Raw genomic sequence first — 24,593 nt, forward strand, 5'->3', positions numbered from 1 at the left:
TCTGTTTTCCGGCGCCGGGACCAGCCTCGACGGCACGCGCCGCGGGAAGCGGCCCGAAGCCAGGGGAGCCACGATGCCGACCACCACCACGACCACTGGCCGTCCGAGCACCACGACCACCGGCAGTCCGAGCACCACCACGCTCAGGCACCAGGAGCGCGAGGTGCTCTACGCGGTCGGCTGCGGCCTGAGGGACGACGAGATCGCCACCGCCCTCGCCATTCCCGAGGACGCGGTGGCCGGACACCTCGCCCGGATCCTCGTCAAGCTCGGACTGCGTGATCGCGCCGCCGTCATCGTCCACGCCTTCGACTGCGGCCTGGTCGCCCCCGGCCGCGGCCCCCGCAGACAGGCGGCGAGCCCGGTGCCGCCGACGGCGGCCCGCCACCTGCCCGGACCACGACTGGAGATCTCGGTGCTCGGGCCGCTGAGGGCACGGCGCGACGGGCAGCCCCTGGAACTGGGACATCTGCGCCGGCAAGCCGTGCTGACGGTGCTGGCGCTGTGCCTGGGCCGGACGGTCAGCCGGCAGGAACTGCTCGACGGGGTGTGGGGGGAGGAGCCGCCGAACACGAACGTGGTGCCGGTGTACATCTACCGGCTGCGCAAGCTCCTGGACACGGGAGGCGGCCCGGACTCGGTGATCGACCGCGATCAGTGCGGCTACCGGCTGCTCCCCGGCACGGTCGCCGTGGACGTGGCGCGCATGGAGGAACTGGTCACCGCGGCCGGCACGGCCGAGCGGGCGGGCGAGTTGGCAGCGGCGGTCCGTGCCTGCTCCCGGGCGCTGGACCTGTTCCGTGGCGAGCCCCTGGCCGGCCAGCCCGGCCCGTTCGCCGAGCTGGAGCGGCTGCGGCTCACCGAGCGCAGGACCGCCCTCGTACAGCGGAAGATCGGCTGGCAGCTGCGGCTGGGCCGGCACCTCGAAGTGATCGAAGAACTCTCGGCCTTGACCGCGGCGCAGCCCCTGAACGAACCGGTCGCCGCGATGCTGATGCGCGCGCTGTACCTCAGCGGCCGACAGGCCGACGCGTTGAGGGTGTTCGACCGTACCCGCCGCTCTCTGGCCGATGAACTGGGCGTCTCTCCGGGCCGGATACTGCGGCGGACGCACCAGATGATCCTGCGCGGGGAGGAAGCCCGCCTCGACCTCACCGGGACCGCGCAGTGACGCAACCGGCGCGGCGTACGCCCAGCGAGGAACTGCTGCTGGCGAGGATCTCGGCGGCGGCCGGCCGCGAACACCTCGGCAAGCGGCGCGCCACCTACGCGGGAGCCACGCACACGGCACCCGCGAAGGTACTGAAGTCCCAGGGGATCCACGGTCTGCTGGCCTTGGTCTTCGTCGTTGTCCTCGGCTTCGTCCGGCACGGCAGGTCTTCTGCGGCGAAAGGGCGCGACGACGCGCGACTGGACCTGTACGAGCATGGAATGACGGTCACCGTCAAGGGGCGGATCCACGTCGTCCGCTACGACACCACCTCCGTATCCCGTACGGGCCCCCTGCGCCCGTACGACCCGGCCCGCTCCGGCGGCGCCTGCACGCTCACCGACGTCGACGGGCGGCGGGTGATGCTGCGCGGCGGGCCGGAGCGGGGCGACGGGGCGGAATGGTGGACGGAGATCCAGCGGGGTATCACCGGCGCCCAACTGCCTTCGGCACTGTTCGCGCTTGACCAGGGCGAGCGTCTGACCTTCGACGATGTGTGGCTGACCGGGGAGGAGATCGGATTCGGGGAGGTCCGCGCGCGGTGGCCGCAGGTCCGGCGGATCCGGATCCGGGAGGGAGCCGTCGAGCTCGACATCGACGGGACGTGGCACGGGCTGGGCTCCGAGGCGTCCGACATCCCCAACGTCTTCATCCTGCGGGCGCTCGTCGAGCGTCTTGGGCCGGGCGGTGTGCGCTGAAGTCCGGGGGTGCGGGGCGGAGTCCGTCCGGCCCGGGACCGAGTCCGGCGATCCGTTTCATCGCGATGTCAACGGCCGTGCCTAACGTCGAAGCGTTTCCCGTCAGTTGCCTGTCGTCTCGACTCGAGGAGAACCAGAGGGATGGCCCTGATCCGCAGAGGGAAGAAGGCGATCTTCGCCGCCGGTGCGGCGGCGGCGATGGTGGCCGCCACAGCCGTCGCTCCCACCGTCGCCCGCGCCGATCCGGTGCGGCACTACTACCTGGAACTCGGCGGCACGGGCGCGGCGGCGCCCGCCCCCGACTGCACCAGCAGCTACCAATTCGCCAACAAGCACCTCAACGGCGGCATTCCGGTTCCGGTTTGCTATCCGGCGAGCGCCGGACCCTGGCTCAACGGCAACAACTCGCCGGATCCGGGCGCGCCGAGCTTCGACGTCAGCGTGCGCGAGGGATACCGCAATCTGCTGGCCGCCGTCGAGGCCACCCACCGCCGGGACCCGAGCGCCCGTCTCACGATCGTCGGCTACTCACAGGGCGCCCAGGCGGCCGACCAGGTGCTCCAGACGATCGCCAACGGAGGCACCGACATACCCCGCTCACAGGTGAACGGCATGCTCTACGCCGACCCGATGCAGCCGGGCACCGGCATCTGGGCGCTGACGCCCAAGGGGTGGAGCGCCTTCGGGTTCACTTCTACGGGCCCCGGCCCGGCTAAGTACGACGGCGTCCCGGTGCGGCGCTTCTGCATCCGCACCGATGGTGTGTGCGACGCGACGTCGGTGAGGTCCATCGGCGGCTTCCTGGTCCAGCACCCCAAGTACTGGCAGGAGGGCGATGTCATGACGAAGACCATCGGCAACGACGGTGGTGAGGGAGTCGTCTGGTTCGACTCCTGACCACCCTCTCGCGCGGCCCTGGGACGACTGGTCGGGCCGGTGACACGGGGGAGTGCCCGGGTCCGGTGGACCTCCACCGGCCCCGGGCGCCGGCGCGGGCCGTTCCGGAGCCGGGCCGGGTCCGGGATCTACCGGTAGTCCCAGCGCTGGTAATCCTGGCTGTTGCAGGGGAAGGAACGAACTCCCACGGGGCTGTCGTCCAGACAGCGTCCGGTCTGGCGGTTCCGCAGTTCCAGTGCTCCGGCGGTGTCCGTCAGGACCCACTCCTGATTGGGTCCTCCGTTGCACACGATGGTGCGCAATCCGTACGGGTTGCTGTCGTCCAGGCAGCGACCGGTAGCCATATTCGTGACGTTCCACCAGTAATGGAGAACGGTATTCCAGCGTTGGAAATCAAGCCCATTGCACGGGAATCCGCGCAAGCCGTACTCGTGACTGTCGTCCAGGCACGCACGCGTGTACCGATTTTGCAGGGTTATTATGCGGTTGGCGACGGCGACCCGGTGCTCGCCGGGCGCGGTGACCGTGCCGGAAGCCTTGCCCGAGCCGGCCGCGGCTTGCGCGACCGTGGGTGTCGGGATCATCGCGGTGACGGCCATCCCCGAGACGAGTGCGAGAACGAGACGCCTTTTGCCTCTCATTGTCATGATCTCCTTTCCTTTCAGGGGCAGTAAGGAAGATGTAGTCGTCGCAGATCTCTGACACTCCGGCCGGTGAGGCCGCATCTTTCATGAGCGCCCCCATCTCGGGGGCCATCGTCCTCTGTTGAACTCGCCCACGGCGAGCCCTGTTTCCAGCCGATTCCTACGAGTTGTCACCGCGTGGTTCTCCGGACTCGGGGAGTCTTTCGGCCTGCCAGGCAAATGCGGGTTCGATTTCGGGAGCCTCCGGCCGACGCGTGGACGCGCCTGGCTGTCCGAAGGTTTGGCAGGCGCGCGAGTCGTTCTGTCGGCGTGGCACAGACAGTCTTCACGAATGAAGCGGATTCAGCGGGCCGCCGGCGCGGTCATCGGCTCAGCGGTGGGTGACGCCCTGGGCGGCCCCTTCGAGAGCATGCCCTGGGACCTGGCCGCCGCGAGCCGTTTCCAGGTCAACCAGCGAGCTGCGGGAAACGGCTCCCTGATGCGGGCATCGACTTCCGCGGTCTACTTCGCGCCCGCCGGCCAACAGGCCACCATGGACGCGGCCCGCCGCATCGCCGCCCTCACCCACGCAGCGAGGCACACCTCGCCTGGGCCGTGATCACCCTCATGAGCCGCCGCCTCGGGTAGGCGTCGTGGTCCCGCTGCGGACGGACTGGCGCGAGGTGCCACTGCTGCGCGGCTAGGCGGAACTGGTGGTGCTGGTCGGCAGAGCCTGCTGGTAGAGCGCTACCAGCACGCCGTGCACGGGCTGGTCCTCTGCATTTTCCTCGGCCTCGTTGACCAGTTTGGCGAGCGTCTCGCCGAGTTCTCTTGCCTTCGCGGGGCTGAGACGCAGGTGGCGCAGTGTCAGGTTCTCGGCAGGGGAGAGGTCCAGCTCCTGGGCGACCGCGGCGAGCATCGCGGCGGTTCCTGCCGCTTGGGGTTCGGCGACGACCATGCGGCGTGCCGTGCGCTGGTAGTACTGCTCGGTGCCGCCGCGGACCTGACGGGTCTCGGCGACGTGGACCAGTCCGGCTCCGCGGAGCACTTTGAGGTGGTGGGCCACGTTACCCTTCTTCGCGTCGAGTTGCGCGGCAAGCTGGCTGATGGTGGCAGGCCGATGGCCCAGGGCGAAGAGCAACCGCTGACGCAATGGGTGAGAGAGCGCCGCGAACTGCTCAGGCGCACCGATCTCCAGGACGTCCTCAGGAGGTGGCAGGTAGGAAGGCTGGTCGCGCATACCGAAAGTGTCTAAATTCTTTGACGCTTTCGCAAGGTCGGTGCTCTACTCTCTGCCATGACAACGCGTACGAAACTTCCGTCGGCTCCTGTCATCGGCGAGACGGCCCGGCTGCTGATCGAGCACTACGTCTTCCCCGAGATAGCCGAGCAGCTCGTCGGCCTGCTGCAACGACGCCTCGCCGAGGGCGCCTATGACGTCGACGGCGCGGAAGAGCTCGCTCGGCTGGTCACCGCGGACCTGCAGTCCGTCAACGGCGATCGGCACCTGAGCCTGAAGTACCACGCCGACCCGGTGCCTCCCAAGCAGGGGGCGGCCGCCCTGGATTCCATGCGCCGGGACTTCGACGCCTCGCTGGGCGGTGCGCCCCGGATCCAGTTGCTCGACGGAGGGGTCGCCGTACTGGAGCTGGCGCCGATGCTGTTCCCGCTGGATTGGGTCGCCGAACCGCTGAGCGCCGCGCTCACCCTGGCCTCCCGAGCCCAGGCGCTGATCGTGGACCTTCGCGCCAACCGGGGCGGCGACCCGGACACGGTCGCCTTCGTCTGCAGCTACCTACTGGACAAGCGTACCCACCTCAACACCATGTACTGGCGCGGCGGTGAGCGCAGCGAGCAGTCCTGGAGCCTGCCGCACGTTCCCGGCGCGCGCTTCGGTGGCAGCAAGCCACTGTATGTGCTGTCCAGCGGCCATACCTTCTCCGCTGCTGAGGAGCTGGCATACGACCTGCAGCAGCTCGGCCGCGCCGTTGTCGTCGGCGAGCGCACCCGCGGCGGCGCACACCCTCGGGAGGGATGGACGGTGCACCCGCACTTGGAAGCCACTATCCCGGTTGGCCGCGCGATCAACCCCGTCTCCGGCACGAACTGGGAGGGCACCGGTGTGCAGCCGGACATCCCTTGCGCTGCTGCCGACTCCCTCGACCGCGCTCACGCACTGGCCCTCGCCCAGCTGGCAGGCTGACCCACTCCAGCTGACGGAGCGTCACCAACCACGGGATATGGCACAGCTCTTGAACAGCCTCACCGCCGCCTGCGCCGCGGAGGCGGGGCGAAGCCGATGGCTGGAGTACGACCCGGCTCACGACTGGCTGCCCGAACCGGCTCGTAGCGCACGGTGTGCGTCCGTCTCGGGGTGATCAGCAGCAGGTGCCCGGTCGGCTCGACGGCTGCCCGCGGTAGTACCCACCGGACCGTGCCACGCGACCGCTGGGACTCTCAAGGTGCTCAGCCTTTCGGTTTGCCGAGCACCAGGGCGTGGTAGCGGGCAACTCGGCTCACGGCCCGGTGGGCCTGGGCGGTGTCGATGAGCTCGCTCCAGTCCGAGGCAGTGAATTCTTTCAGTCCTGGCGAGAGCAGGTGCAGGGCTTGGCGGCCGGCACGGCGCCGTGCGAGGAACATCGCCGCGGTTGTCTGCCAGGCGTGCGGTGGTGTAGCCCCGCCCAGGCCGCGTCGAGGACGAGGTGTCCGGGCAGGGCGTGCAGCAGGGCCGTTGAACGGTGCGCCAGGGCACGTTGGAAGGAGGCCAGCGAGCGGAGGCAGGAGGCAAGGCCGGCAGGGTGGCGTAGCCCAGATTGTGCAGGTCGCCCCAGCCCAGATGACGCAGGAAGTGAAACAGGACGTTGGTGTCGTCGTACGCCGGGGAGAGGTCTGGACGGTGGTTGGGCACAGTCTTGCCTCCTGGCGGTCGGGGTGGGCTGGGAGGGCGTCCTGCCAGGGTTGCAGCACACCAGCTCCACGCGCCGGGGGTGAGTTCGCCCATGACGGCGGCATCCACCCGTCCGCCGGTGGTGACGGACTGATCAGGCCCCGTTCGTCGGACGACGCCGTCCACAACGTCTCAAGCACGCTCTGCGGCGGCGAACAGGCCGCCGGAGCCGAAGACCAGCGCGGCGAAGCGTTCGCCGATGCGGTGGTGCGTGGCGGCGTCCGGGTGGAGCTGGTCGGGCAGGGGCAGTTCCGCGAAGTCCGCCTCGCCGTAGAGGTCGCGGCCGTCGAGGTAGTGCAGGTTCGGGTCGTCGACCGCCCGCTGCTTCACGATGCGGGCCAGTTCGTCCCGGATGACATTGAGGGTCAGCTTCCCGGCGGCCCGTTCCGCAGGGTCACCCGCGGCCCGGAACTGGAGCCTCCCGGCGCTGAAGTCCGGGGCGCTGGGTCCGGGCGTGTCCTCGTGGATGGGGCACAGCACGGGCGAGACGACCAGGAGGGGAGTGGCGGGGTGGCCCTCGCGAATGGTGTCGAGGAAGCCGTGCACCGCGGGGCCGAAGGCGCGCAGGCGCATCAGGTCGGTGTTGACGAGGTTGATGCCGATCTTGACGCTGATCAAGTCGGCCGGGGCGTCACGCAGGGCACGGGCGGTGAACGGGTCGAGCAAGGCGCTGCCACCGAGACCCAGGTTGGTCAGCTCCACGCCGCCGAGGGAGGCGGCCAGCGCGGGCCAGGTCGTGCTGGGGCTCGCGGCGACGGAGCCGTGGCTGATCGAACTGCCGTGGTGCAGCCACCGCTTGCGGCCCCTGTCCGGCAAAGGCTCGACGGGGGCGTCGGTGCGCAGGGCGACCAGCTGGGTGATCTCGTTGTACGGCAGCCAGATCTCGACGTCCTTGACGCGGTCGGAGAGGCCGGAGAACCGGACGGTGCCGACCGGGCCGGGCCGGGTCTCCGCGGACCCGGTGGCCATGTCCACCATCAGGACGTTGCCGCCGGGCACACTGGCCTGCCCGGTCAGCCGGCCGTCGACGAGCAGGTCGTACACGCCATCGGGGCGGGGCGGGGCGCCCTCGTAGGCATTCTTGGTGCGCAGTGCGTCCAGCTCAACGGTCGTGGCATGCGTGCGGAACACCATCCGTACGCCGGAGGGCTGAGCCTCGGCCATGGCCAGCTGCCCGTCGGCACACTGAGCACGGGCCCGGGCGGGCAGCCGGTGCGGCAGCACGCCGTGCTCGGTGCGCTCCAGATCCAGGGCGCCGCGCAGGAGGTCCGCGGTGATGGGCGTGGTGATCCAGTCCGTCGCCGGGGCCGCCGTGGGGTCGCCGGGGACGTCGTCGAGCCGGTCGTTCATGATTGCATTCTGCTGGTCGGATGCGTGGTCCGGCCAATGGTTTTCCTGGCACGGCGGGCCTTCACTCCGACCACCGGCGCCGGTGTCTCGGACTGATTCGCGGATGCGCCCACGGCGTCGGCGCCGGAGAATAAAAGCAGGAAGATCCTCGCTCCGTCGAGGGGAAACCGCTGATGACGAGCGAACAGGTACCCCACTGCAGGAACGGGCATCAGCCGGCGCCGGGGGAGCCCGCATCCTGGTTTTGCGCGGCCTGCGGCGCACCCATGGTGGTCACATGCCCCAACGGCCACGAGGTCGAACCCGCACCGTACTGCAGCGTGTGTGGCGTCCCCGTGACAGGCACCGGCGGGGACGAGGCGCCGACAGTACAGGGAACACAGATACCGGAACCTACGGCTCGAAATCTGTACAGCGACGAGCCGACGGTGCAGGGCGGCTTCTACGCGGACGAGCCGACGGTCCAGCACCCCTACGCCGAGGAGCCACCCGTAGAGCCGCCACCGGGAGGACCACCCAAGCACCGGCGCGGACCGCCCCCGCGGTTGATCGCCGCGGGGCTGCTCCTCGCGGCGATGCTCGCCGGGGGCGCGTACGCAGGGGTGACACAACTGACCGGCTCGGACTCCAGGGAGCCGGTGGACACCGTCACGGTGACGGAGTCCGCCTCGCCCTCCGAACCGGCCTCCCCCTCTCAGTCCGCCGGGCAGCCCGCACCGGGCACCACGGGGGGCACAGCGTCCTCACCGACCGCATCCGGCCCGCAGGCCACGGTCGAGGCATACTTCGCCGCCATCAACGCAGGCGACTTCCGACAGGCATGGGACCTCGGAGGCAAGAACCTCATCGGGGGCACCTACGAGTCCTTCGTCGACACCTTCAAGGGAACGGCGTCCGACGAGGTCACCGTCCTCTCCGTCGTCGGTGACCGGGTACAGGTCGCCCTCGACGTCACGCAGACGGACGGCACCCACCAGCACTTCGCCGGGATCTACACCGTCAGCGACGGCGTCATCACGTCGGCCGATATCGAGCAGCAATGACCACCCCTGCACCCCGCGCCGGCATCCGTCGCTCGTGGGACCCGGGTGCCGAGGGCCGGTCGTGCCGCGCAATGAGGAACGTGAGTGAGGCATCATGTCGGACTCAGTGAACTGCCCGAACTGCGGCGCATCGGTCGGGCCGGCGGCCGCCTTCTGTCCTCAGTGCGGCCACCAGCGTGTCACCGCAGCGGGCGTGGGCGGTGGGGCGCCGAGCCCCGGGCCGCCGCAGCCTTTGGGAGCCCCCACCGCGTCGGGAGCACCACTCCACGGTCCGCCGCCCCGGTTCGGCCCTCCGCATCAGCGGGTCGGAGGGCCACCTGCCGCGGAGAAGGGCTTCTTCGGGGATCTGTTCTCCTTCGGCTTCACCAGCTTCGTGACTCCTAAAGTCATCAAGTTCATCTACGTGGTGGCCACGATCATCATCGTGTGCGCCTGGATCTTCTATGTCATTCTGGGCTTCACCGTCTCGGCGGCCGGGGGCGTCATCGTCCTGGTCTTCGGCCCCGTCGTGGCGCTGTTGTGGCTGCTCGCGGTCCGTGTCGCCCTCGAACTGACGATGGTGATCTTCCGGATGGGTTCCGACCTCCATGAGATCCGGGAGCGCGGCGACGGACACAGAGGAGTGTGACGAGTCATGGCGATTGTGCGGGAGGCGACGCCGAAGGACCGTCATCCGAGAAGGACTTCGCCGGCCCGGCGGCGGTGCACTGCGCGGGCAGCCGCGCCCGCCCTGGCGCTGGCCGCGTCCGCCGCGCTCACCGTCGTGGCCTCCGGATGCGGATCCGATGAGGCGCCCCCGGCCCACGAGACCACGAAGACGGCGCCGGCCGGGGGCGGAGCGAGTGCCGGGGGCGGGACGAGCGATTCCCCCACGACGGCGCCTTCCACGACGGCACCCGCTACGGAGTACCTCGGCGAGATGGACCCGCTGCGCACTTCTTCTGGCGTCGACAACGGATCCGCCGACGTGAACGGCAGGACGTTCCCCCGCAGCGTTTCCCTCCGCGCGGACAAGAGCTCCATCCCGGCGAACGAGGCGGAATACCAGCTCGGCCGCCATTGGCGGACGTTCACCGCCGCAGCCGGCCTGCGCGACGACTCCCCGACAGGATCGACGACGACGTTCGAAGTCCTCGCCGACGGCAAATCCCTGTACAAGGAGCCGATCCGGCTGGGCGAGGTCAAGAACGTCCGCCTCGATGTCACCGACGTCCTGCGCATCACGCTGGTGGTCACCTACACCGGTCCCGATGCCGACACGTACGCCTACGGCGTATGGGGCGACGCCCGCCTCGACTGAGCCGCCCGGATCCCGGACGGTTCGGCGGGCGCCTCCGGCGCGCGTGAGCCAGGCGGCTGTGTGCGCTGCCCGGCTCTGTACGAGTGGTTCAAGACATCAGCGGTGAGGTGGCGATGCCACCCCGGAAGACGGGATCGATCTGGTGGAAGAGGCAGCCGCCCGGGCCCCTGCTGATGTAGGTAGCCTTGTCGCAGCGCAGCCCCAGCGTGTGGCGTACGAAGACACCGTTGCTGCCCTCCATCCGCACCACGGCCTGATGGAAGCTCACCACATCGTCGTCGTGATGGGGATTCTTCGCACCGGTATCCGTCACCGCGCTCTTCGGCGAGCTGGACGCATCGAGGGTGAACTCGCCCTTGTGCTGGGATAGGTACCAGTTCTCGAGTGTGTGGCTGTTCACGCGGGCATTGGTACTGCACGTGGCGCCGCCGTGGCCGCGCACGTCAGGGAGAGTGTGAAGGCCTCTTTCTTGGCCCTGTTCCAGTCGCCCCAAGGGTCGATGTCATCCAGCACCCACTCGAATCGGGCCTCACGGCCCCCGGTGTGCCGTCCATGGCCCAACAGCGTGACACGGAAATTCAGCACCGCCGAAAGGGGGTGCGCCCGGTTCTCTTGCGCCCATTTGAGCGCGCCGTACCATGCACGACTCGAATCGGCTACGGAACGCGTAGGCCACACCGAACTTACCCGGGAGCTTGGCCTCGTCGCGGCACTCCTTGAAGGAATACGGACCGACTGTCGCCGGATCGGCTGCTGACTCGGACCCCGCCGAGGTGGATGGCTGCTGCGGAGCTTCCTGGACGGAGGCATGTCTCCCTCGCGCGACAGAGGCGGATGCCTGCGTGGGTAGCGACGCGGGCACGGTGACGGCGACCGCCGCGGCCAGTACGAGCGCGGCCCGCCGCCAACGTATGTGGATGGGTCTGCCCAAGGGGTGATCCATTTCTGTGATCCCTCCCTTGGCGTCCGAGCCCCGTGCGAACCGCCCGGAGTCCCCGGAAAGGCCGCCAGGGTACTGGCGGACCCAGGAGCAGGAATAGGTCTCTTCACTGACCCGTACCTCTGTGCCGAGCGCATGGGCGCGGAGGCGCGTCGGCCGCTTTTGGTGAGGCCGGCGGCCGGCCCCGGTCGCCTCTCGCGTATGCCGTGACAGGCCTGGTGTTGGGCGGGTGGGGTGGGTTCGGGTGGCGGGTTGGTGGGCCGTTGGTAGTTGGCGTGAAGGAATCTTGCATGGTTTTGACGTTGCTCACCAAGGCCTGAATGGTTGCGGGTTGACGGGGGGTGTGGTGAGCGATGAAGCTTTATCTCAGCCCCGCCGGGCCGGTAAAACCGATGAAAAGGAAGAACTCCCGACTTTCGTGTGCGCGGTGTGCCGACGCGCCATTGAGAGCGCGTACCGGCAGGCAAGAGTCTCCTGGTGAGTGAGGGTTTGCTTTTCGGGTTTCGTGGCCGTGGTGCGGTGGTTTTGGTCGTGTCGGCGTTGTTGATTTCCGCAGGGTTTCTTCTTGTTGCATGTCTGGTGGCCGTGGTGGCCGTGAAGTTTTTCGTTCGTGAGGAGAGGTTTATGGATGCCGCGGTGATTATCGTGGGTGCTGGTCCGGCCGGGCTCATGCTCGCCGGTGAACTGCGCCTGGCCGGGACGGAGGTCATTGTTCTGGAGCGGCTGGCGGCACGGACGGGTGAGTCACGGGGTCTGGGCTTCACCGCGCGGACGATGGAGATCTTCGATCAGCGGGGGCTGCTGGGCCGTTTCGGGGATATCGATACCAGTACCCAGGGTCATTTCGGTGGGCTGCCCGTCGATTTCGGGGTCCTTCAGGGGGCGCAGCAGGCCGCCAAGTCGGTGCCGCAGTCGCACACCGAGACGGTGCTCGAGGAGTGGGTGCTCTCGCTGGGCACGGACCTGCGGCGCGAGCACGAGGTGTTGTCCTTCGCCGATGAGGGCGATCACATCCGGGTCGAGGTCAGCGGCCCCACCGGTCCGCTCACGTTGCGGGCGAAGTATCTGGTGGGGTGTGACGGGGGGCGCAGCCTGATCCGTAAGGGAGCGGGTTTCGATTTCCCCGGTACGGCGGCGACGATGGAGATGTTCCTCGCCGATGTGAAGGGTCTGGATCTCGAGCCGCGGATGATCGGGGAGACTCTGCCCGGCGGTATGGTCATGGTCGGCCCGCTGCCCGGCGGGATCACCCGGATCATCGTCTGCGAGCGCGGTACCCCGCCCCAGCGGCGGGCTGTTCCTCCTTCGTTCGAGGAGGTCGCCGCGGCGTGGAAGCGGCTGACGGGTACCGACATCTCCCACGGTGAGCCGGAGTGGGTCTCCTCCTTCGGGGACGCCACCCGTCAGGTCACCGAGTACCGGCGGGGCCGGGTCCTGCTGGCCGGTGATGCCGCGCACATCCATCTGCCCGCCGGCGGACAGGGGATGAACACCTCGATCCAGGACGCCGTCAACCTCGGCTGGAAACTGGCCGCCGTCACCGCCGGGACCGCGCCGGAGAGCCTGCTCGAGACCTACCACGACGAGCGGCACCCGGTCGGGCAGCGGCTGCTGATGAACACCCGCGCCCAGGGCCTGCTCTTCCTCTCCGGCCCCGAGGTCCAGCCTCTGCGTGACGTGCTGGGCGAGCTCATCGGCTATGAGGACGTCAGCCGCCATCTGGCCGGCATGGTCAGCGGCCTGGAGATCACCTACCCCGTCGGGACCGGCAGCCACCCGCTGCTCGGACGCCGGATGCCCCGCCTGGAACTGGTGGGGCCCAGCCTGAAGACCTCCAGCACCGAACTGCTGCACGCCGGCCGGGGTGTTCTGCTCGATCTTGAGGACAACCCGCGGCTGCGTTCCCGGGCCGCCGGCTGGCGCGACCGCATCGACATCGTCACCGCCGCCCCGCACGGCCTCGTCCCCGGCGATGATCTGCACGGCACCGGTGCGGTCCTCATCCGCCCCGACGGCTACATCGCCTGGGCCGCTCCCGGCGCCCACCACGATCTGCCCATGGCCCTGGAACGCTGGTTCGGCAAGCCCCTTATCTGACCCTCCGCCCCGCCCTGACCTGCCCTGGGTGGACTGCGGCCGGCAGACGATGCCACCCGGCGGGGCCGCGGACCACGGTCGGCGCGACCACGTACGTACCCACCCACCGGCGTACCGGATTCCGAATTACTGTCCTCCCATTCAGAAGAGAGTTCCTTCATGCACAGCACGTTGATCGTGGCCCGGATGGAGCCTGGCTCCAGCACTGATGTCGCCCGCCTTTTCGGTGACTTCGATGCCACGGAGATGCCGCACCGTATGGGTACGTTGCGCCGTCAGCTGTTCTCCTACCGGGGCCTGTATTTCCACCTGCAGGATTTCGAGGGGGACAACGGCGGCGAGCTGATCGAGGAGGCCAAGAGCGACCCGCGGTTCGTGGGGATCAGCCAGGACCTCAAGCCGTTCATCGAGGCGTACGACCCGGCGACCTGGCGGTCCCCGGCGGACGCGATGGCCACCCGTTTCTACAACTGGACGGCCGAGTGACCCCCGCCCCGGAGCCGGGCGCGGATTCGGTGGCGTGGACGTTGTTTACTGATACGAGGGGAGGCGACCTGTAGTGGGACGCCGGGTAGTAATCACGGGAATCGGTGTGCTGGCACCGGGCGGTATCGGGACGAAGAATTTCTGGAGTCTGCTGAGCGAGGGCCGCACCGCGACCCGGGGGATCACTTTCTTCGACCCCACTCCATTTCGCTCGCAGGTCGCCGCCGAGGCCGACTTCGACCCCGAGCTGCACGGGCTGAGCCCGCAGGAGATCCGGCGGATGGACCGCGCCGCGCAGTTCGGTGTCGTCACCGCCCGCGAGGCGCTGGCCGACTCCGGCCTGGACCTGGCCGGCCTCGACCCGCACCGCACCGGTGTCACCATCGGCAGCGCGGTGGGTGCGACCACCGGTCTGGACAACGAGTACCGCGTCGTCTCCGACGGCGGCCGCCTGGACCTGGTCGACCACACCTACACCCCCCAGCACCTGTACAACCACTTCGTGCCCAGCTCGTTCGCGGCCGAGGTGGCCTGGGCGACCGGCGCGGAGGGCCCGGCGACGGTGGTCTCCACCGGCTGCACCTCCGGTATCGACTCCGTCGGCCACGCGGTCGAGCTGATCCGCGAGGGCACCACGGATGTGATGATCGCCGGAGCGACCGACGCGCCGATCTCCCCGATCACCATGGCCTGCTTCGACGCGATCAAGGCGACCACGCCCCGCAACGACGACCCCGCCCACGCCTCCCGCCCCTTCGACGGCACCCGCAACGGCTTCGTCCTGGGCGAGGGTTCGGCCGTCTTCGTCCTGGAGGAACTGGGCTGCGCCCTCAAGCGCGGCGCACGGATCTACGCCGAGATCGCCGGCTACGCCTCGCGCTGCAACGCCTTCCACATGACGGGCCTGCGCCCGGACGGCCGCGAGATGGCCGAGGCGATCACCGTGGCGCTCGACGAGGCGCGGATGAACGCCACCGAGATCGATTACATCAACGCGCACGGCTCGGGCACCAAGCAGAACGACCGGCACGAGACGGCCGCGTTCAAGCTGAGCCTGGGTGAGCACGCCTACCGCACCCCGGTCTCCTCCATCAAGTCGATGGTGGGCCACTCCCTGGGCGCGATCGGCTCGATCGAGATCGCCGCCTCGGTGCTGGCCATGGCGAACAACGTGGTGCCGCCCACCGCGAACCTGCACACCCCCGATCCCGAGTGCGACCTGGACTATGTGCCGCTGACCGCCCGGGAGCACACCACCGATGCCGTGCTGACCGTCGGCAGCGGATTCGGCGGGTTCCAGTCCGCGATGGTGCTGGCCCGTCCTGAGAGGAGCATGGCGTGAGCGCCAAGGTAGTCATCACCGGTATCGGCGTCGCCACCCCCAACGGACTGGGCGTGGACGACTACTGGGCCGCCACCCGTATCGGCAAGAACGCGATCGGCCCCGTCACCCGCTTCGACGCCGGCCAGTACCCCTCGAAGCTGGCCGGTGAGATCACCACCTTCACCGCCGAGGACCACCTGCCCAGCCGGCTGATCCCGCAGACCGACCGCATGACCCGCCTGGCCCTGGTCGCCGCCGACTGCGCGTTCGAGGACGCCGGTGTCAAGCCCGGCGACATCCCCGAGTTCGACATGGGCGTGGTCACCGCCAGTGCCTCCGGCGGTTTCGAGTTCGGCCAGAACGAGCTGAAGAAGCTGTGGGGCCAGGGCAGCCAGTACGTCTCCGCCTACCAGTCCTTCGCCTGGTTCTACGCCGTCAACAGCGGCCAGATCTCCATCCGCAACGGCATGCGCGGCCCCTCCGGTGTCGTCGTCTCCGACCAGGCCGGCGGCCTGGACGCCATCGCCCAGGCCAGGCGGGCGATCCGCAAGGGCAGCAAGCTCATCTTCTCCGGCGGCTTCGACGCCTCCATCTGCCCCTGGGGCTGGGTCGCCCAGCTCGCCGGCGGCCGGATGAGCACGGTCGAGAACCCCGAGCGGGCCTACCTGCCCTTCGACGCCGACGCCTGCGGCTACGTCCCCGGCGAGGGCGGCGCCCTGCTGATCCTGGAGGACGCCGACGCGGCCCAGGCCCGCGGTGCCACCAACATCTACGGCACCATCGCCGGCTACGGCGCCACCTTCGACCCCAAGCCCGGCTCCGGCCGCGAGAGCGGTCTGCGCCGCGCGATCGAGGTCGCCCTGGCCGATGCGGGCCTCGAGCCCGGCGACGTCGATGTGGTCTTCGCCGACGCCGACGGCAACCCGGCGGCCGACCGCATCGAGGCCGACGCCATCAGCGCCGTCTTCGGTCCCGGCCGCGTGCCCGTCACCGCGCCCAAGACGATGACCGGCCGCCTGTACTCCGGCGCCGCCCCTGTCGACGTCGTCGCCGCGGTCCTGGCCATGCGCGAGGGCCTCATCCCGCCCACCACCAACGTCGAGCTCTCACCGGCCTACGACATCGACCTGGTCACCGGCAACGCCCGCCCGGCCGAGGTCCGCGCGGCCCTGGTCGTCGCCCGCGGCTACGGCGGCTTCAACTCCGCTGTCGTCGTGACCGCTGCCGACTAGCTCCCACGGCAGGGCGGCCCCGGGGAGCGCCAGGGCCTGACGGAGACCAGCCCGCCGGGGACCCGCTGGGGCCCGTGGGAGAACAACTCCCGGGGATTCGCCCGGGGTTCGCGGGCGAGCGGTCCGACGGGGACGTGTACGCGCCCCCCGCCCGGCGCCCATCCGACCCCCTTCATTCTCTCCTTTTTCTTCTCTCTTTTTCTCTTTCGCATCGGAAGGACAACCACCATGTCTGCCAAGGAATTCACCATCGAGGACCTCAAGCGCATCCTGCTCGAGGGCGCGGGCGCGGACGAGGGCGTCGACCTCGACAGCGACATCCTCGACACCGACTTCGAAGAGCTCGGCTACGAGTCGCTGGCCCTGCTGGAGACCGGCGGCCGCATCGAGCGCGAGTACGGCGTCTCCTTCGACGACGACACCCTCACTGAGAACCGCACCCCCCGCGCCCTGGTCGCCACCGTCAACGCCCTCCTCAACGACACCGTCGGCGTCTGACACACCCCCCAGGGGAAGGGCACGTCCCTTCCCGCACCACCTTTACGCCGCGGCCGCCGTGCCGGCCCACCCCGGCACGGCGCCCCGCCCCCCCGGCCCCGCCCCGAACACCCCTTTACCTTCTTGGAGTAGGCACTCATGTCGCAGAGCCCGGCGCGCGTCGCCCTCGTCACCGGCGCCACCAGCGGGATCGGCCTGGCCGTCGCCCGCCTGCTGGCCACCCAGAACCACAAGGTCTTCATCGGCGCCCGCAACGCCGACAACGTCGCCGCCACCGTCAAGGAACTCACCTCCGAGGGCCTGGACGTCGACGGCACCACCCTCGACGTCCGCTCCGCCGACGACGTCCGCGCCTTCGTGCAGGCCGCCGTCGACCGCTTCGGCACTGTCGACGTCCTGGTCAACAACGCCGGCCGCAGCGGCGGCGGCGTCACCGCCGACATCGACGACGAGCTGTGGCACGACGTCATCGACACCAACCTCAACAGCGTCTTCCGCCTCACCCGCGAGGTGCTGACCACTGGTGGCCTGCGCCACAAGGACCGCGGCCGCATCATCAACATCGCCTCCACCGCCGGCAAGCAGGGTGTCGTCCTGGGCGCGCCCTACTCCGCCTCCAAGCACGGCGTCGTCGGCTTCACCAAGGCCCTGGGCAACGAACTCGCCCCCACCGGCATCACCGTCAACGCCGTCTGCCCCGGCTACGTCGAGACGCCCATGGCCCAGAAGGTCCGCCAGGGCTACGCCGCCGCCTACGACACCTCCGAGGCCGCGATCCTCGACAAGTTCCAGTCGAAGATCCCCCTCGGCCGCTACTCCACCCCCGAGGAGGTCGCGGGCCTGGTCGGCTACCTCGCCTCCGACACCGCCGCCTCCATCACCGCCCAGGCCCTCAATGTCTGCGGCGGCCTGGGCAACTTCTGACCCGGCCCCGGCACCCGTACGCACACCCCGTACGCACAGGTCGGAACCTCGTACGGACCTGCCGGAACCCGTACGTACGCCCCGCGCCCCCGGTACGTACGTGCCCTACACGCGCGGCGCGGCTTTCCGTGGCCCGGGCCCGGGACCCCCGCCCGGCCCCGGCCCGGGGAGAGCGCCCCGAAAACAACCCGTCTTTCGCGTCTTTTGAGGAGTCATCGAACATGCCGCAGTCTTCCCTGCGTGAGGTGGAGCACGAGATCAGCGTCTCGGCCCCGGCCGTCGCGGTCTACGCCCTGATCGCCGATGTCGCGAACTGGCCGCGGATCTTCCCGCCCACCATCTACGTCGACCACGCCGAGCGGGGCGAGAACAGCGAGCGGATCCGTATCTGGGCCACCGCCAACGGCGAGCCGAAGAACTGGACCTCGCGCCGGACCCTGGACCCGCAAGCACTGAAGATCACCTTCCGCCAGGAGGTGTCGACCCCGCCGGTCGCCTCGATGGGCGGTACCTGGATCATCGAGCCGCTCGACGAGGGGTCCTGCCGGGTGCGGCTGCTGCACGACTACCGCGCGGTGGACGAGGCGCCCGAGTCCCTGGCCTGGATCGACGAGGCCGTCGACCGTAACTCCCGCTCCGAGCTGGCGGCGCTGAAGACCAACGTGGAGGCCGCCCACGCCGCCCAGGAGGCGACGTTCTCCTTCGAGGACACCGTGTACATCGACGGCTCGGCCAAGGACGTCTACGACTTCATCAACGAAGCCCACCTGTGGCCCGAGCGCCTCCCGCACGTGGCCACCGTCGACCTCCGGGAGGACGCCCCCGGCCTGCAGAGCCTGCAGATGGACACCCGCGCCAAGGACGGCTCGACCCACACCACCAAGTCCTACCGGGTCTGCTTCCCCAGCAACAAGATCGCCTACAAGCAGGTCACCCTGCCGGCCCTGATGACCCTGCACACCGGCTACTGGACCTTCGCCGAGCACGGCAACGGCGTGGCGGCCTCCTCCCAGCACACCGTCACGCTCAACACCGCCAACATCACCAAGATCCTCGGCCCCGACGCCGGTATCGCCGAGGCCCGCGCCTACGTCCACACCGCTCTGTCCACCAACTCCACCGCCACCTTGAACCACGCCAAGGCCTACGCCGAGCAGCAGCGCTGACCCATGGCGACGGACCACAGCGAAACCCAGGTGATCGTGGTCGGGGCCGGCCCGGTCGGGCTGATGCTCGCCGGTGAACTGCGCCTGGCCGGCGCCCAGGTGACCGTCCTGGAACAGCGCACCGCTCCCTCCACCGAGTCCCGGGCCTCGACCCTGCACGCCCGCACCATGGAGATCCTCGACGCCCGCGGGCTCCTGGAGGAGCTGGGGGAGACGCCCCCCAACCAGCGCATGGGCCACTTCGGCGGCATCCCCCTCGATCTGAGCCTGCCCAGCCCCTACCCGGGGCAGTGGAAGGTCGACCAGTGGCGCACCGAGGAACTGCTGGACGCCTGGGCCAGGCGCCTGGGCGCCACCGTCCTGCGCGGCCACCAGGTCCACGGGATCAGCGTCACCGACGACTACGCCCAGGTGGAGGCCACCGGTCCCGACGGCAAGCCGGTCATCTGGCGGGCCAAGTGTGTGGTGGGCTGCGACGGCGAGGATTCCACCGTGCGCCGTCTGGGCGACTTCGCCTTCCCTCACACGGCGCCCACCCGGGAGCTGCTGCGGGCCGATGTGCGGGGGATCTCCATCGCCGAGCGCCGCTTCGAGCGGCTGCCGGGCGGGCTGGCCATCGCCGCCCGGCGCGGCGACACCACCCGCGTCATGGTGTGCGAGTTCGACGCCGAGGCGAAACCCCGCACCGGCGACGTCGACTTCGCCGAGATCGCCGCCGCCTGGCACCGGGTGACCGGCGAGGACATCAGCGCCGGTACCCCGGTCTGGGTCAATGCCTTCACCGACGCCTCCGGCCAGGCCACCGCCTACCGCGACTACCGCCTCTTCCTGGCCGGCGACGCCGCCCACCAGAAGATGCCCATCGGCGGTCAGGCCCTCAACCTCGGTCTGCAGGACGCGGTCAACCTCGGCTGGAAGCTCGCCGCCCAGGTCGCCGGGCGCGGCCCGGACGGGCTGCTGGCGAGCTACCACAGCGAACGCCACGCCACCGGCGCCCGCACCCTGAGCAACATCCGCGCCCAGGCGCTGCTGCTGCTCGGCGGCGGCGAAGTGGACGCCGCCCGCGAGGTGATGGCCGAGCTCCTCGACCACGAACCGGTCCGCGAACACCTCGCCGGCATGATCTCCGGCCTGGACATCCGCTACGACACCGGCGACGGCGTCGGCGAACACCCCCTGCTGGGCATGCGCATGCCCCACTTCACGCTCACCACCGCCGAGGGCGAGAGCGTCACCTCCACCTCGCTGCTGCGCACCGGCGGCGGCCTGCTGCTGGACCTCACCGGTCAGGCGGCCGGGACCCTGGCCCGTACCGCGGCGCCCTGGGCGTCCCTGGTCCGTACCGTCACCGCCCGCCCCACCCCCGGCGGAGAGGTACCCGCGGGCACGGAAGCACTGCTGGTACGCCCCGACGGCTACGTCGCCTGGGCCGCCGGCGCGGACGCCGCTGGTACGGACAACACCGCTACGGGAGCCGCTGGTACCGGGGGGTTGGTCACCGCCCTCACCCGCTGGTTCGGCACCGCCGCACCCGCGCCGGGGTCCGCCGTCCCGGCGCCCGATCCATCCTCAGCACCTGTCACCGCACAGACCGCACAGAACGGGAGTACCCCCATGGGCAGGCTCAACGGCAAGACCGCGCTCGTCACCGGCTCCAGCCGCGGCATGGGCCGCGCCGCCGCCCTCCGCCTGGCACGCGAGGGCGCCCTGGTCGCCGTCCACTACACCGCCAACGCCGACGCCGCCGGCGAGGTCGTCGCCGAGATCGAGAAGGACGGCGGCCGCGCGTTCGCCGTCCGCGCCGAGCTGGGGGTGCCCGGCGATGTCCACGAGCTGTTCACGGGCCTGGAGAAGGGCCTGAAGGAGCGCACCGGCACCACCGACCTCCACATCCTGGTCAACAACGCCGGCGTCATGGGCGGGGTGGCCGCCGACGCCACCACGCCCGAGCAGTTCGACCGCCTGGTCGCGGTCAACGCCAAGGCACCGTTCTTCATCATCCAGCGCGCCCTGAAGAACATCCCCGACGGCGGCCGCATCATCAACATCTCCTCCGGCCTGACCCGCGTGGCCAACCCGGAGGAGATCGCCTACGCGATGACCAAGGGCGCCGTCGAACAGCTCGCCCTGCACTTCGCCAAGCTCCTGGGCCCCCGCAACATCACCATCAACAGCGTCGCCCCGGGCATCACCCGCAACGGCAACCCCGCCTTCGACATCCCCGAGGTCGTCGAGCAGATGGCGGCCCTCTCCGCCTTCAACCGCGTCGGCGAGCCCAACGACGTCGCCGACATCGTCGCCTTCCTCGCCGGTGACGACGCCCGCTGGATCACCGGCGCCTTCATCGACGCCACGGGCGGCACGCTCCTGGGCTGAGCCCACGGCCCTACGAGACGCCCCACGAGTACGAGCGCGCATGCCGGCGCTCCGTGTGGCCCACGCCTCTCTGCGGTCCGCGGCCCGTGCGGCGCGTGCGGCCCGACCACCTGCGGCCGCGCCCTGTGCGGGCGCGCGTACCCGGCGAGTCGACCGCGCTCTTGCGCCGTGCGGCCGGCCCCGGGGCCCAGCACGGACCGGCCCGGACCCGGGCTCCGGGGCCGGCCCTGGGCATCCCAGGCCGCGCCTGGTCTTGGCTCACGGGGCCGACTTCGGAGCCCGGGCCGCCCGTGCCCCCGGCCCCGGACGCCGGGCAACCCTGGCCGTACTGGCCTTGGATGACGAAGCCGGGGCGGGGGTTGCCCACCGCTGCGGCTCGGGCTCCGGGGGCTTGGCTCCCGGCCCGGTCCCGGGCTCTCGGTCCAGGGCCCCGGCCTCCGGCCTTCCGCCTCCGGCCTCGCGGTGCCCGGACCCCAACTCCGCCCGTAGCCGCCCGCCCCCCCTTCTCCGCCTCTCCGCCTCACCGCCCCGGAAAAGGACCATGAACCGCTCCCCACTCCTCTCCCCGCCCGCCGCCGCGGCACCCTCCGGCACGTGGAGCCCCCGCCTGTGGGGCCTGCTGGTGGTCCTGTCCGGGAACATGCTCATCGACGCCCTCGAAGTGTCCGTGGCCGTCGTGGCCCTGCCCTCGATCGGTGACGACCTGGGCCTGGCCGCCACCACCGTGCAGTGGACGATGAGCGGCTTCGCCCTCGGCTTCGGTGCCCTGATGCTCTTCGGCGCCCGGGTGGTCACCCACCTCGGCCGCCGCCGCATGTACCTGCTCGCGCTCCTCGTCTTCGCCGCCGCCTCCCTCCTGGCCGCCCTCACCAGCGACCCCGCCCTGCTGATCGCCACCCGCTTCGTCAAGGGACTGTGCGCCGCACTGACCGCCCCCACCGGCCTGGCCATCCTCTCCACCACCTTCGCCGAGGGCCGTGACCGCGACCGCGCCTTCTCCCTCTACACCCTCGCCGGCGCCAGCGGCTTCACCGCCGGTCTGCTCCTCTCCGGCGCCCTGACCACCGTCAGCTGGCGCCTGACCTTCCTCTTTCCCGCCCCCGTGGTGCTGCTGCTGTTCGTCTTCTGCCTGCGCCTGGTGCCCACCGACACCCCACCCGCCACCGGGGGGCGGCGCCGCTACGGACTGCCCGGCGCCGCCGCCCTCCTGGCCGCCCTGACCGCCCTGGTCCACGCGGTCAGCGGCCTGCCCTCAGACGGCCTGACCCACCCGCGCACCCTGGTGCCGCTGGCCGCGGCCGCGGCCCTGATCGCCGCCTTCGTCCGCCTCGAACGCGCCAGTGCCCAACCGCTGATCGGCCCCGGCGTCCTGAGCGACCCCGCCATGGCCCGCTCCGCGCTCGGCGCCGCCGCCCTCAACGGCTCCTACCTCGGCCTGCTGTTCATCGTCACCTTCCAGACCCAGCACCAGCTCGGCTACGGACCGATGCGCACCGCCCTGGCCATCGTCCCCGCGAGCCTGCCGCTGGCCGTCTGCGCCCTGGCTTCCGGACGCCTCGTACGCCGCTTCGGCGCCCCCCGCCTGATCGCCGTCGGCGCCCTGGCACCACCCCTGGGCTACGCCCTCTTCCTGCGCCTGCCCGCCCCCACCAGCTACCTCACCGACATCGCCCCGACGATGGTGCTGGTCGGCGCGGGGTTCGTCGCCTCCTTCGCGGCCCTCAACGCCCAGGCCGTCTCGGCCTTCCCGCCCGAGCGGCGCGGTGAGGCCGGCAGCGTCTACCAGACGGCCGTGCAGATCGGCGCCGCCCTGATGCTCGCCGCCACCGCCGCCCTGGTGGTCGCCTACCAGGCACCGCCGGGCGCCTCCGCCCAGCAGGCCATGGCCGGCTACCGCCCCGCCGTGGCGCTGGTGACCGCCGTCGGCACGGCCGGCCTGCTGGTCGCCCTGACCGGCGTCGTACGCCGTCGGCCTTCCGCCTCCTGACCCCACTGTGAACTCCCCGGCCCCTCTTCGTCCGCTGTCTTCCTTCCCGCCCTCTTTCCGCCGTCCGGGAGAACCATGAGCACCGACCAGCACACCGTCGACTGGGACGCCTCCGCCCTCGTCCACACCACCCACCCCGGCGCCGGCTCCGACTTCGATCCCGCCTTCGATTCCGACTTCGACTTCGGGTTCGACTTCGACGCGGCCTTCGCCTCCCACCCCGACCCCGACCCCGATGCCTGGGCCGGTGAGGCAGCGGAGGCGGCGGAGGTGACCGTGCCGGACCTGGGCGTCCTGGCCCGCGCCGCGCTGCCCGAGCGCACGGCCCTGCTGGAGCGTTACGTCCGCCAGGAGATCGGCCGCGTCCTGGGCGTCGCTCCCGAGGACATCGACACCACCGGCCGGCCCATGAACAGCCTGGGCGTCGGCTCCATCAACGGCATGGAACTCCAGGCCCGCATGGAGGCCGCCCTGGGCGTGGAGCTGAACCTGCAGAGCCTGCTGCGCGCCAACAGCGCCGCCGAACTGATCGACTGCCTGGCCGGCCAGCTCGGAGACGAGGACAGCCCCCACAAGCGTCCCGCCGCCCCCACCACCCCCGCGGCCGGCGCATGAGAACCACCGCCGCACCTCCCGCCGCGACCCCGGCGCCCACCGTGCTGGACCAGGGCCGCCTCGACCTGTGGCTGATCGCCACCCCGCCCCCGCACAACTCCACCGGCGTGTCGGATGCCTCCGTGTTGGACACCTCCGAGCTGGACGAGGCCGAACGCCGGCGCACCGCCTCCTTCATCCGCCCCTCCGACGCCGCCACCTACGCCACCGCCCACATCGCCCTGCGGCGCCTCCTGGGCGCCTACCTCGACCAACCGCCCCAGGACCTGGTGTTCGTGCGCGAGCCCTGCCCGGGCTGCGGAGAACCGCACGGCCGGCCCGCCGTCGCCGCCCCGGGCCCCGCACCCCTGCACTTCTCCCTCTCCCACAGCCACGGCATGGTCCTGGTGGCCGTGGCCGCCCGCCCGGTGGGCGCGGACGTGGAACGCCTGCCCCGCCCGCAGACCACCGCGGTGTGCACCCCCGCCCTCCACCCCCAGGAGCGCGCCGAGCTCCAGCAGGTCCCCGACGCGCTGCGCCCGGCCGCCTTCGGGCAGCTGTGGACCCGTAAAGAGGCCTACCTCAAGGGCATCGGCACCGGACTCAGCCGCTCTCCCGCCGCCGACTACCTCGGCGCCGACCCCGCGCGCCGTCCGGCCGGCTGGACCCTGCTGGACATCCCCGCGGGCCCCCGCCACCACGGCGCCGTCGCCCTGGCCGGCCCCCCGCCCCGCACGGCGAGCGTGCGGCCGCTGTCCGCCCGCGCCCTGCTGCCCGGCGCCACCGTGGACGTCCACGCCGCAGGCGGTCGGCCCCTGCCCACCCCCCGACGCACCCCCTGAACCAGGCGCGCGCATTCCACAGCCGCCGTTCTCTGCCCCCGTTTTCGCCCCGGCCGCGC

The 24,593-nt window shown here is 70.7% G+C and carries 23 protein-coding genes and 1 pseudogene; 19 read left to right on the top strand and 5 right to left on the bottom strand.

Annotated elements, in window-relative coordinates; all coding sequences use genetic code 11:
• Positions 1 to 73: 73 nt before the first annotated feature.
• The 3 genes from ACZ303_RS30245 to ACZ303_RS30255 all read left to right on the top strand — a co-directional run bounded on the left by ACZ303_RS30245 (position 74) and on the right by ACZ303_RS30255 (position 2,805).
• Positions 74 to 1,171 (top strand): AfsR/SARP family transcriptional regulator, encoded by a 1,098-nt coding sequence (locus ACZ303_RS30245; RefSeq protein WP_467343668.1) that lies wholly within the window; start codon positions 74 to 76, stop codon positions 1,169 to 1,171.
• The gene (locus ACZ303_RS30250; RefSeq protein ID WP_467343669.1) at positions 1,168 to 1,908 is read left to right on the top strand and encodes a DUF6585 family protein; all 741 of its coding nucleotides are present in this window, start codon (positions 1,168 to 1,170) and stop codon (positions 1,906 to 1,908) included. Before ACZ303_RS30245 ends, ACZ303_RS30250 begins: the two co-directional genes overlap by 4 nt.
• Positions 1,909 to 2,049: 141 nt before the next feature.
• Positions 2,050 to 2,805: a PE-PPE domain-containing protein gene (locus ACZ303_RS30255; RefSeq protein WP_467343670.1), complete on the top strand. Its 756-nt coding sequence runs from the start codon at positions 2,050 to 2,052 to the stop codon at positions 2,803 to 2,805.
• A 128-nt stretch (positions 2,806 to 2,933) separates the two neighbouring features.
• Here the strand turns inward: ACZ303_RS30255 and ACZ303_RS30260 are convergent, their stop codons facing one another.
• Positions 2,934 to 3,404, bottom strand: a complete 471-nt coding sequence (locus ACZ303_RS30260; protein WP_467343671.1) for an RICIN domain-containing protein — start codon at positions 3,402 to 3,404, stop codon at positions 2,934 to 2,936.
• Positions 3,405 to 3,780: 376 nt separating this feature from the next.
• Between ACZ303_RS30260 and ACZ303_RS30265 the strand changes: the two are divergent.
• Positions 3,781 to 4,026 (top strand): annotated as a pseudogene (locus ACZ303_RS30265) (ADP-ribosylglycohydrolase family protein); the annotation flags it as partial.
• 102 nt (positions 4,027 to 4,128) lie between these two features.
• Here the strand turns inward: ACZ303_RS30265 and ACZ303_RS30270 are convergent.
• On the bottom strand, positions 4,129 to 4,668 hold the full coding sequence (locus tag ACZ303_RS30270; RefSeq protein WP_467343672.1) for an ArsR/SmtB family transcription factor: 540 nt from the start codon (positions 4,666 to 4,668) through the stop codon (positions 4,129 to 4,131).
• Between the two features lie 57 nt (positions 4,669 to 4,725).
• Between ACZ303_RS30270 and ACZ303_RS30275 the strand changes: the two genes are divergently transcribed.
• Positions 4,726 to 5,631: a S41 family peptidase gene (locus ACZ303_RS30275; RefSeq protein WP_467343673.1), complete on the top strand. Its 906-nt coding sequence runs from the start codon at positions 4,726 to 4,728 to the stop codon at positions 5,629 to 5,631.
• Between the two features lie 263 nt (positions 5,632 to 5,894).
• Here ACZ303_RS30275 and ACZ303_RS30280 read toward each other — a convergent pair whose 3' ends face one another.
• Together ACZ303_RS30280 and ACZ303_RS30285 are read right to left on the bottom strand one after the other, a co-directional pair.
• Positions 5,895 to 6,068 carry a hypothetical protein gene (locus ACZ303_RS30280; protein ID WP_467343674.1) on the bottom strand — a complete coding sequence of 58 codons (174 nt, stop codon included), beginning with the start codon at positions 6,066 to 6,068 and terminating at the stop codon, positions 5,895 to 5,897.
• Between the two features lie 439 nt (positions 6,069 to 6,507).
• Positions 6,508 to 7,725 (bottom strand): GDSL-type esterase/lipase family protein, encoded by a 1,218-nt coding sequence (locus ACZ303_RS30285; RefSeq protein WP_467343675.1) that lies wholly within the window; start codon positions 7,723 to 7,725, stop codon positions 6,508 to 6,510.
• 335 nt (positions 7,726 to 8,060) lie between these two features.
• On the opposite strand from ACZ303_RS30285, the gene ACZ303_RS30290 reads away from it, so the two are divergent.
• The 3 genes from ACZ303_RS30290 to ACZ303_RS30300 all read left to right on the top strand — a co-directional run bounded on the left by ACZ303_RS30290 (position 8,061) and on the right by ACZ303_RS30300 (position 10,068).
• Positions 8,061 to 8,768, top strand: a complete 708-nt coding sequence (locus ACZ303_RS30290) for a nuclear transport factor 2-like protein (protein ID WP_467343676.1) — start codon at positions 8,061 to 8,063, stop codon at positions 8,766 to 8,768.
• 94 nt (positions 8,769 to 8,862) lie between these two features.
• A complete protein-coding gene (locus ACZ303_RS30295; RefSeq protein ID WP_467343677.1) occupies positions 8,863 to 9,396 on the top strand; it encodes a DUF4282 domain-containing protein in 534 nt (177 codons plus the stop codon).
• Between the two features lie 6 nt (positions 9,397 to 9,402).
• Complete coding sequence (locus ACZ303_RS30300; protein ID WP_467343678.1) at positions 9,403 to 10,068, top strand: NPCBM/NEW2 domain-containing protein; 666 nt, start codon at positions 9,403 to 9,405, stop codon at positions 10,066 to 10,068.
• An 88-nt stretch (positions 10,069 to 10,156) separates the two neighbouring features.
• On the opposite strand, the gene ACZ303_RS30305 is transcribed toward ACZ303_RS30300, so the two are convergent.
• Positions 10,157 to 10,468, bottom strand: a complete 312-nt coding sequence (locus ACZ303_RS30305) for a hypothetical protein (RefSeq protein WP_467343679.1) — start codon at positions 10,466 to 10,468, stop codon at positions 10,157 to 10,159.
• A gap of 1,164 nt (positions 10,469 to 11,632) precedes the next feature.
• Between ACZ303_RS30305 and ACZ303_RS30310 the strand changes: the two genes are divergently transcribed.
• The 11 genes from ACZ303_RS30310 (at position 11,633) to ACZ303_RS30360 (ending at position 24,534) form a co-directional block, all read left to right on the top strand.
• Entirely contained in the window at positions 11,633 to 13,105 is a 1,473-nt protein-coding gene (locus tag ACZ303_RS30310; protein ID WP_467343749.1) for an FAD-dependent monooxygenase, read from the top strand.
• A gap of 159 nt (positions 13,106 to 13,264) precedes the next feature.
• Positions 13,265 to 13,591 (top strand): TcmI family type II polyketide cyclase, encoded by a 327-nt coding sequence (locus tag ACZ303_RS30315; protein ID WP_467343680.1) that lies wholly within the window; start codon positions 13,265 to 13,267, stop codon positions 13,589 to 13,591.
• A 73-nt stretch (positions 13,592 to 13,664) separates the two neighbouring features.
• Complete coding sequence (locus ACZ303_RS30320; protein WP_467343681.1) at positions 13,665 to 14,933, top strand: beta-ketoacyl-[acyl-carrier-protein] synthase family protein; 1,269 nt, start codon at positions 13,665 to 13,667, stop codon at positions 14,931 to 14,933.
• Positions 14,930 to 16,147 (top strand): ketosynthase chain-length factor, encoded by a 1,218-nt coding sequence (locus tag ACZ303_RS30325; protein ID WP_467343682.1) that lies wholly within the window; start codon positions 14,930 to 14,932, stop codon positions 16,145 to 16,147. The genes ACZ303_RS30320 and ACZ303_RS30325 overlap by 4 nt, the downstream gene beginning before the upstream one ends.
• Positions 16,148 to 16,375: 228 nt before the next feature.
• Positions 16,376 to 16,645 (top strand): acyl carrier protein, encoded by a 270-nt coding sequence (locus ACZ303_RS30330; RefSeq protein ID WP_467343683.1) that lies wholly within the window; start codon positions 16,376 to 16,378, stop codon positions 16,643 to 16,645.
• A gap of 138 nt (positions 16,646 to 16,783) precedes the next feature.
• Complete coding sequence (fabG, locus tag ACZ303_RS30335) at positions 16,784 to 17,569, top strand: 3-oxoacyl-ACP reductase FabG (protein ID WP_467343684.1); 786 nt, start codon at positions 16,784 to 16,786, stop codon at positions 17,567 to 17,569.
• Between the two features lie 221 nt (positions 17,570 to 17,790).
• The gene (locus ACZ303_RS30340) at positions 17,791 to 18,735 is read left to right on the top strand and encodes an aromatase/cyclase (RefSeq protein ID WP_467343685.1); all 945 of its coding nucleotides are present in this window, start codon (positions 17,791 to 17,793) and stop codon (positions 18,733 to 18,735) included.
• Between the two features lie 3 nt (positions 18,736 to 18,738).
• A complete protein-coding gene (locus ACZ303_RS30345) occupies positions 18,739 to 21,111 on the top strand; it encodes an SDR family oxidoreductase (protein WP_467343686.1) in 2,373 nt (790 codons plus the stop codon).
• Between the two features lie 541 nt (positions 21,112 to 21,652).
• Complete coding sequence (locus ACZ303_RS30350) at positions 21,653 to 23,098, top strand: MFS transporter (protein ID WP_467343687.1); 1,446 nt, start codon at positions 21,653 to 21,655, stop codon at positions 23,096 to 23,098.
• A 75-nt stretch (positions 23,099 to 23,173) separates the two neighbouring features.
• On the top strand, positions 23,174 to 23,713 hold the full coding sequence (locus ACZ303_RS30355; protein ID WP_467343688.1) for an acyl carrier protein: 540 nt from the start codon (positions 23,174 to 23,176) through the stop codon (positions 23,711 to 23,713).
• Entirely contained in the window at positions 23,710 to 24,534 is an 825-nt protein-coding gene (locus tag ACZ303_RS30360) for a 4'-phosphopantetheinyl transferase family protein (RefSeq protein WP_467343689.1), read from the top strand. The genes ACZ303_RS30355 and ACZ303_RS30360 overlap by 4 nt, the downstream gene beginning before the upstream one ends.
• Positions 24,535 to 24,593: the final 59 nt, after the last annotated feature.

Source organism: Streptomyces sp. NPDC023527, assembly GCF_055560115.1.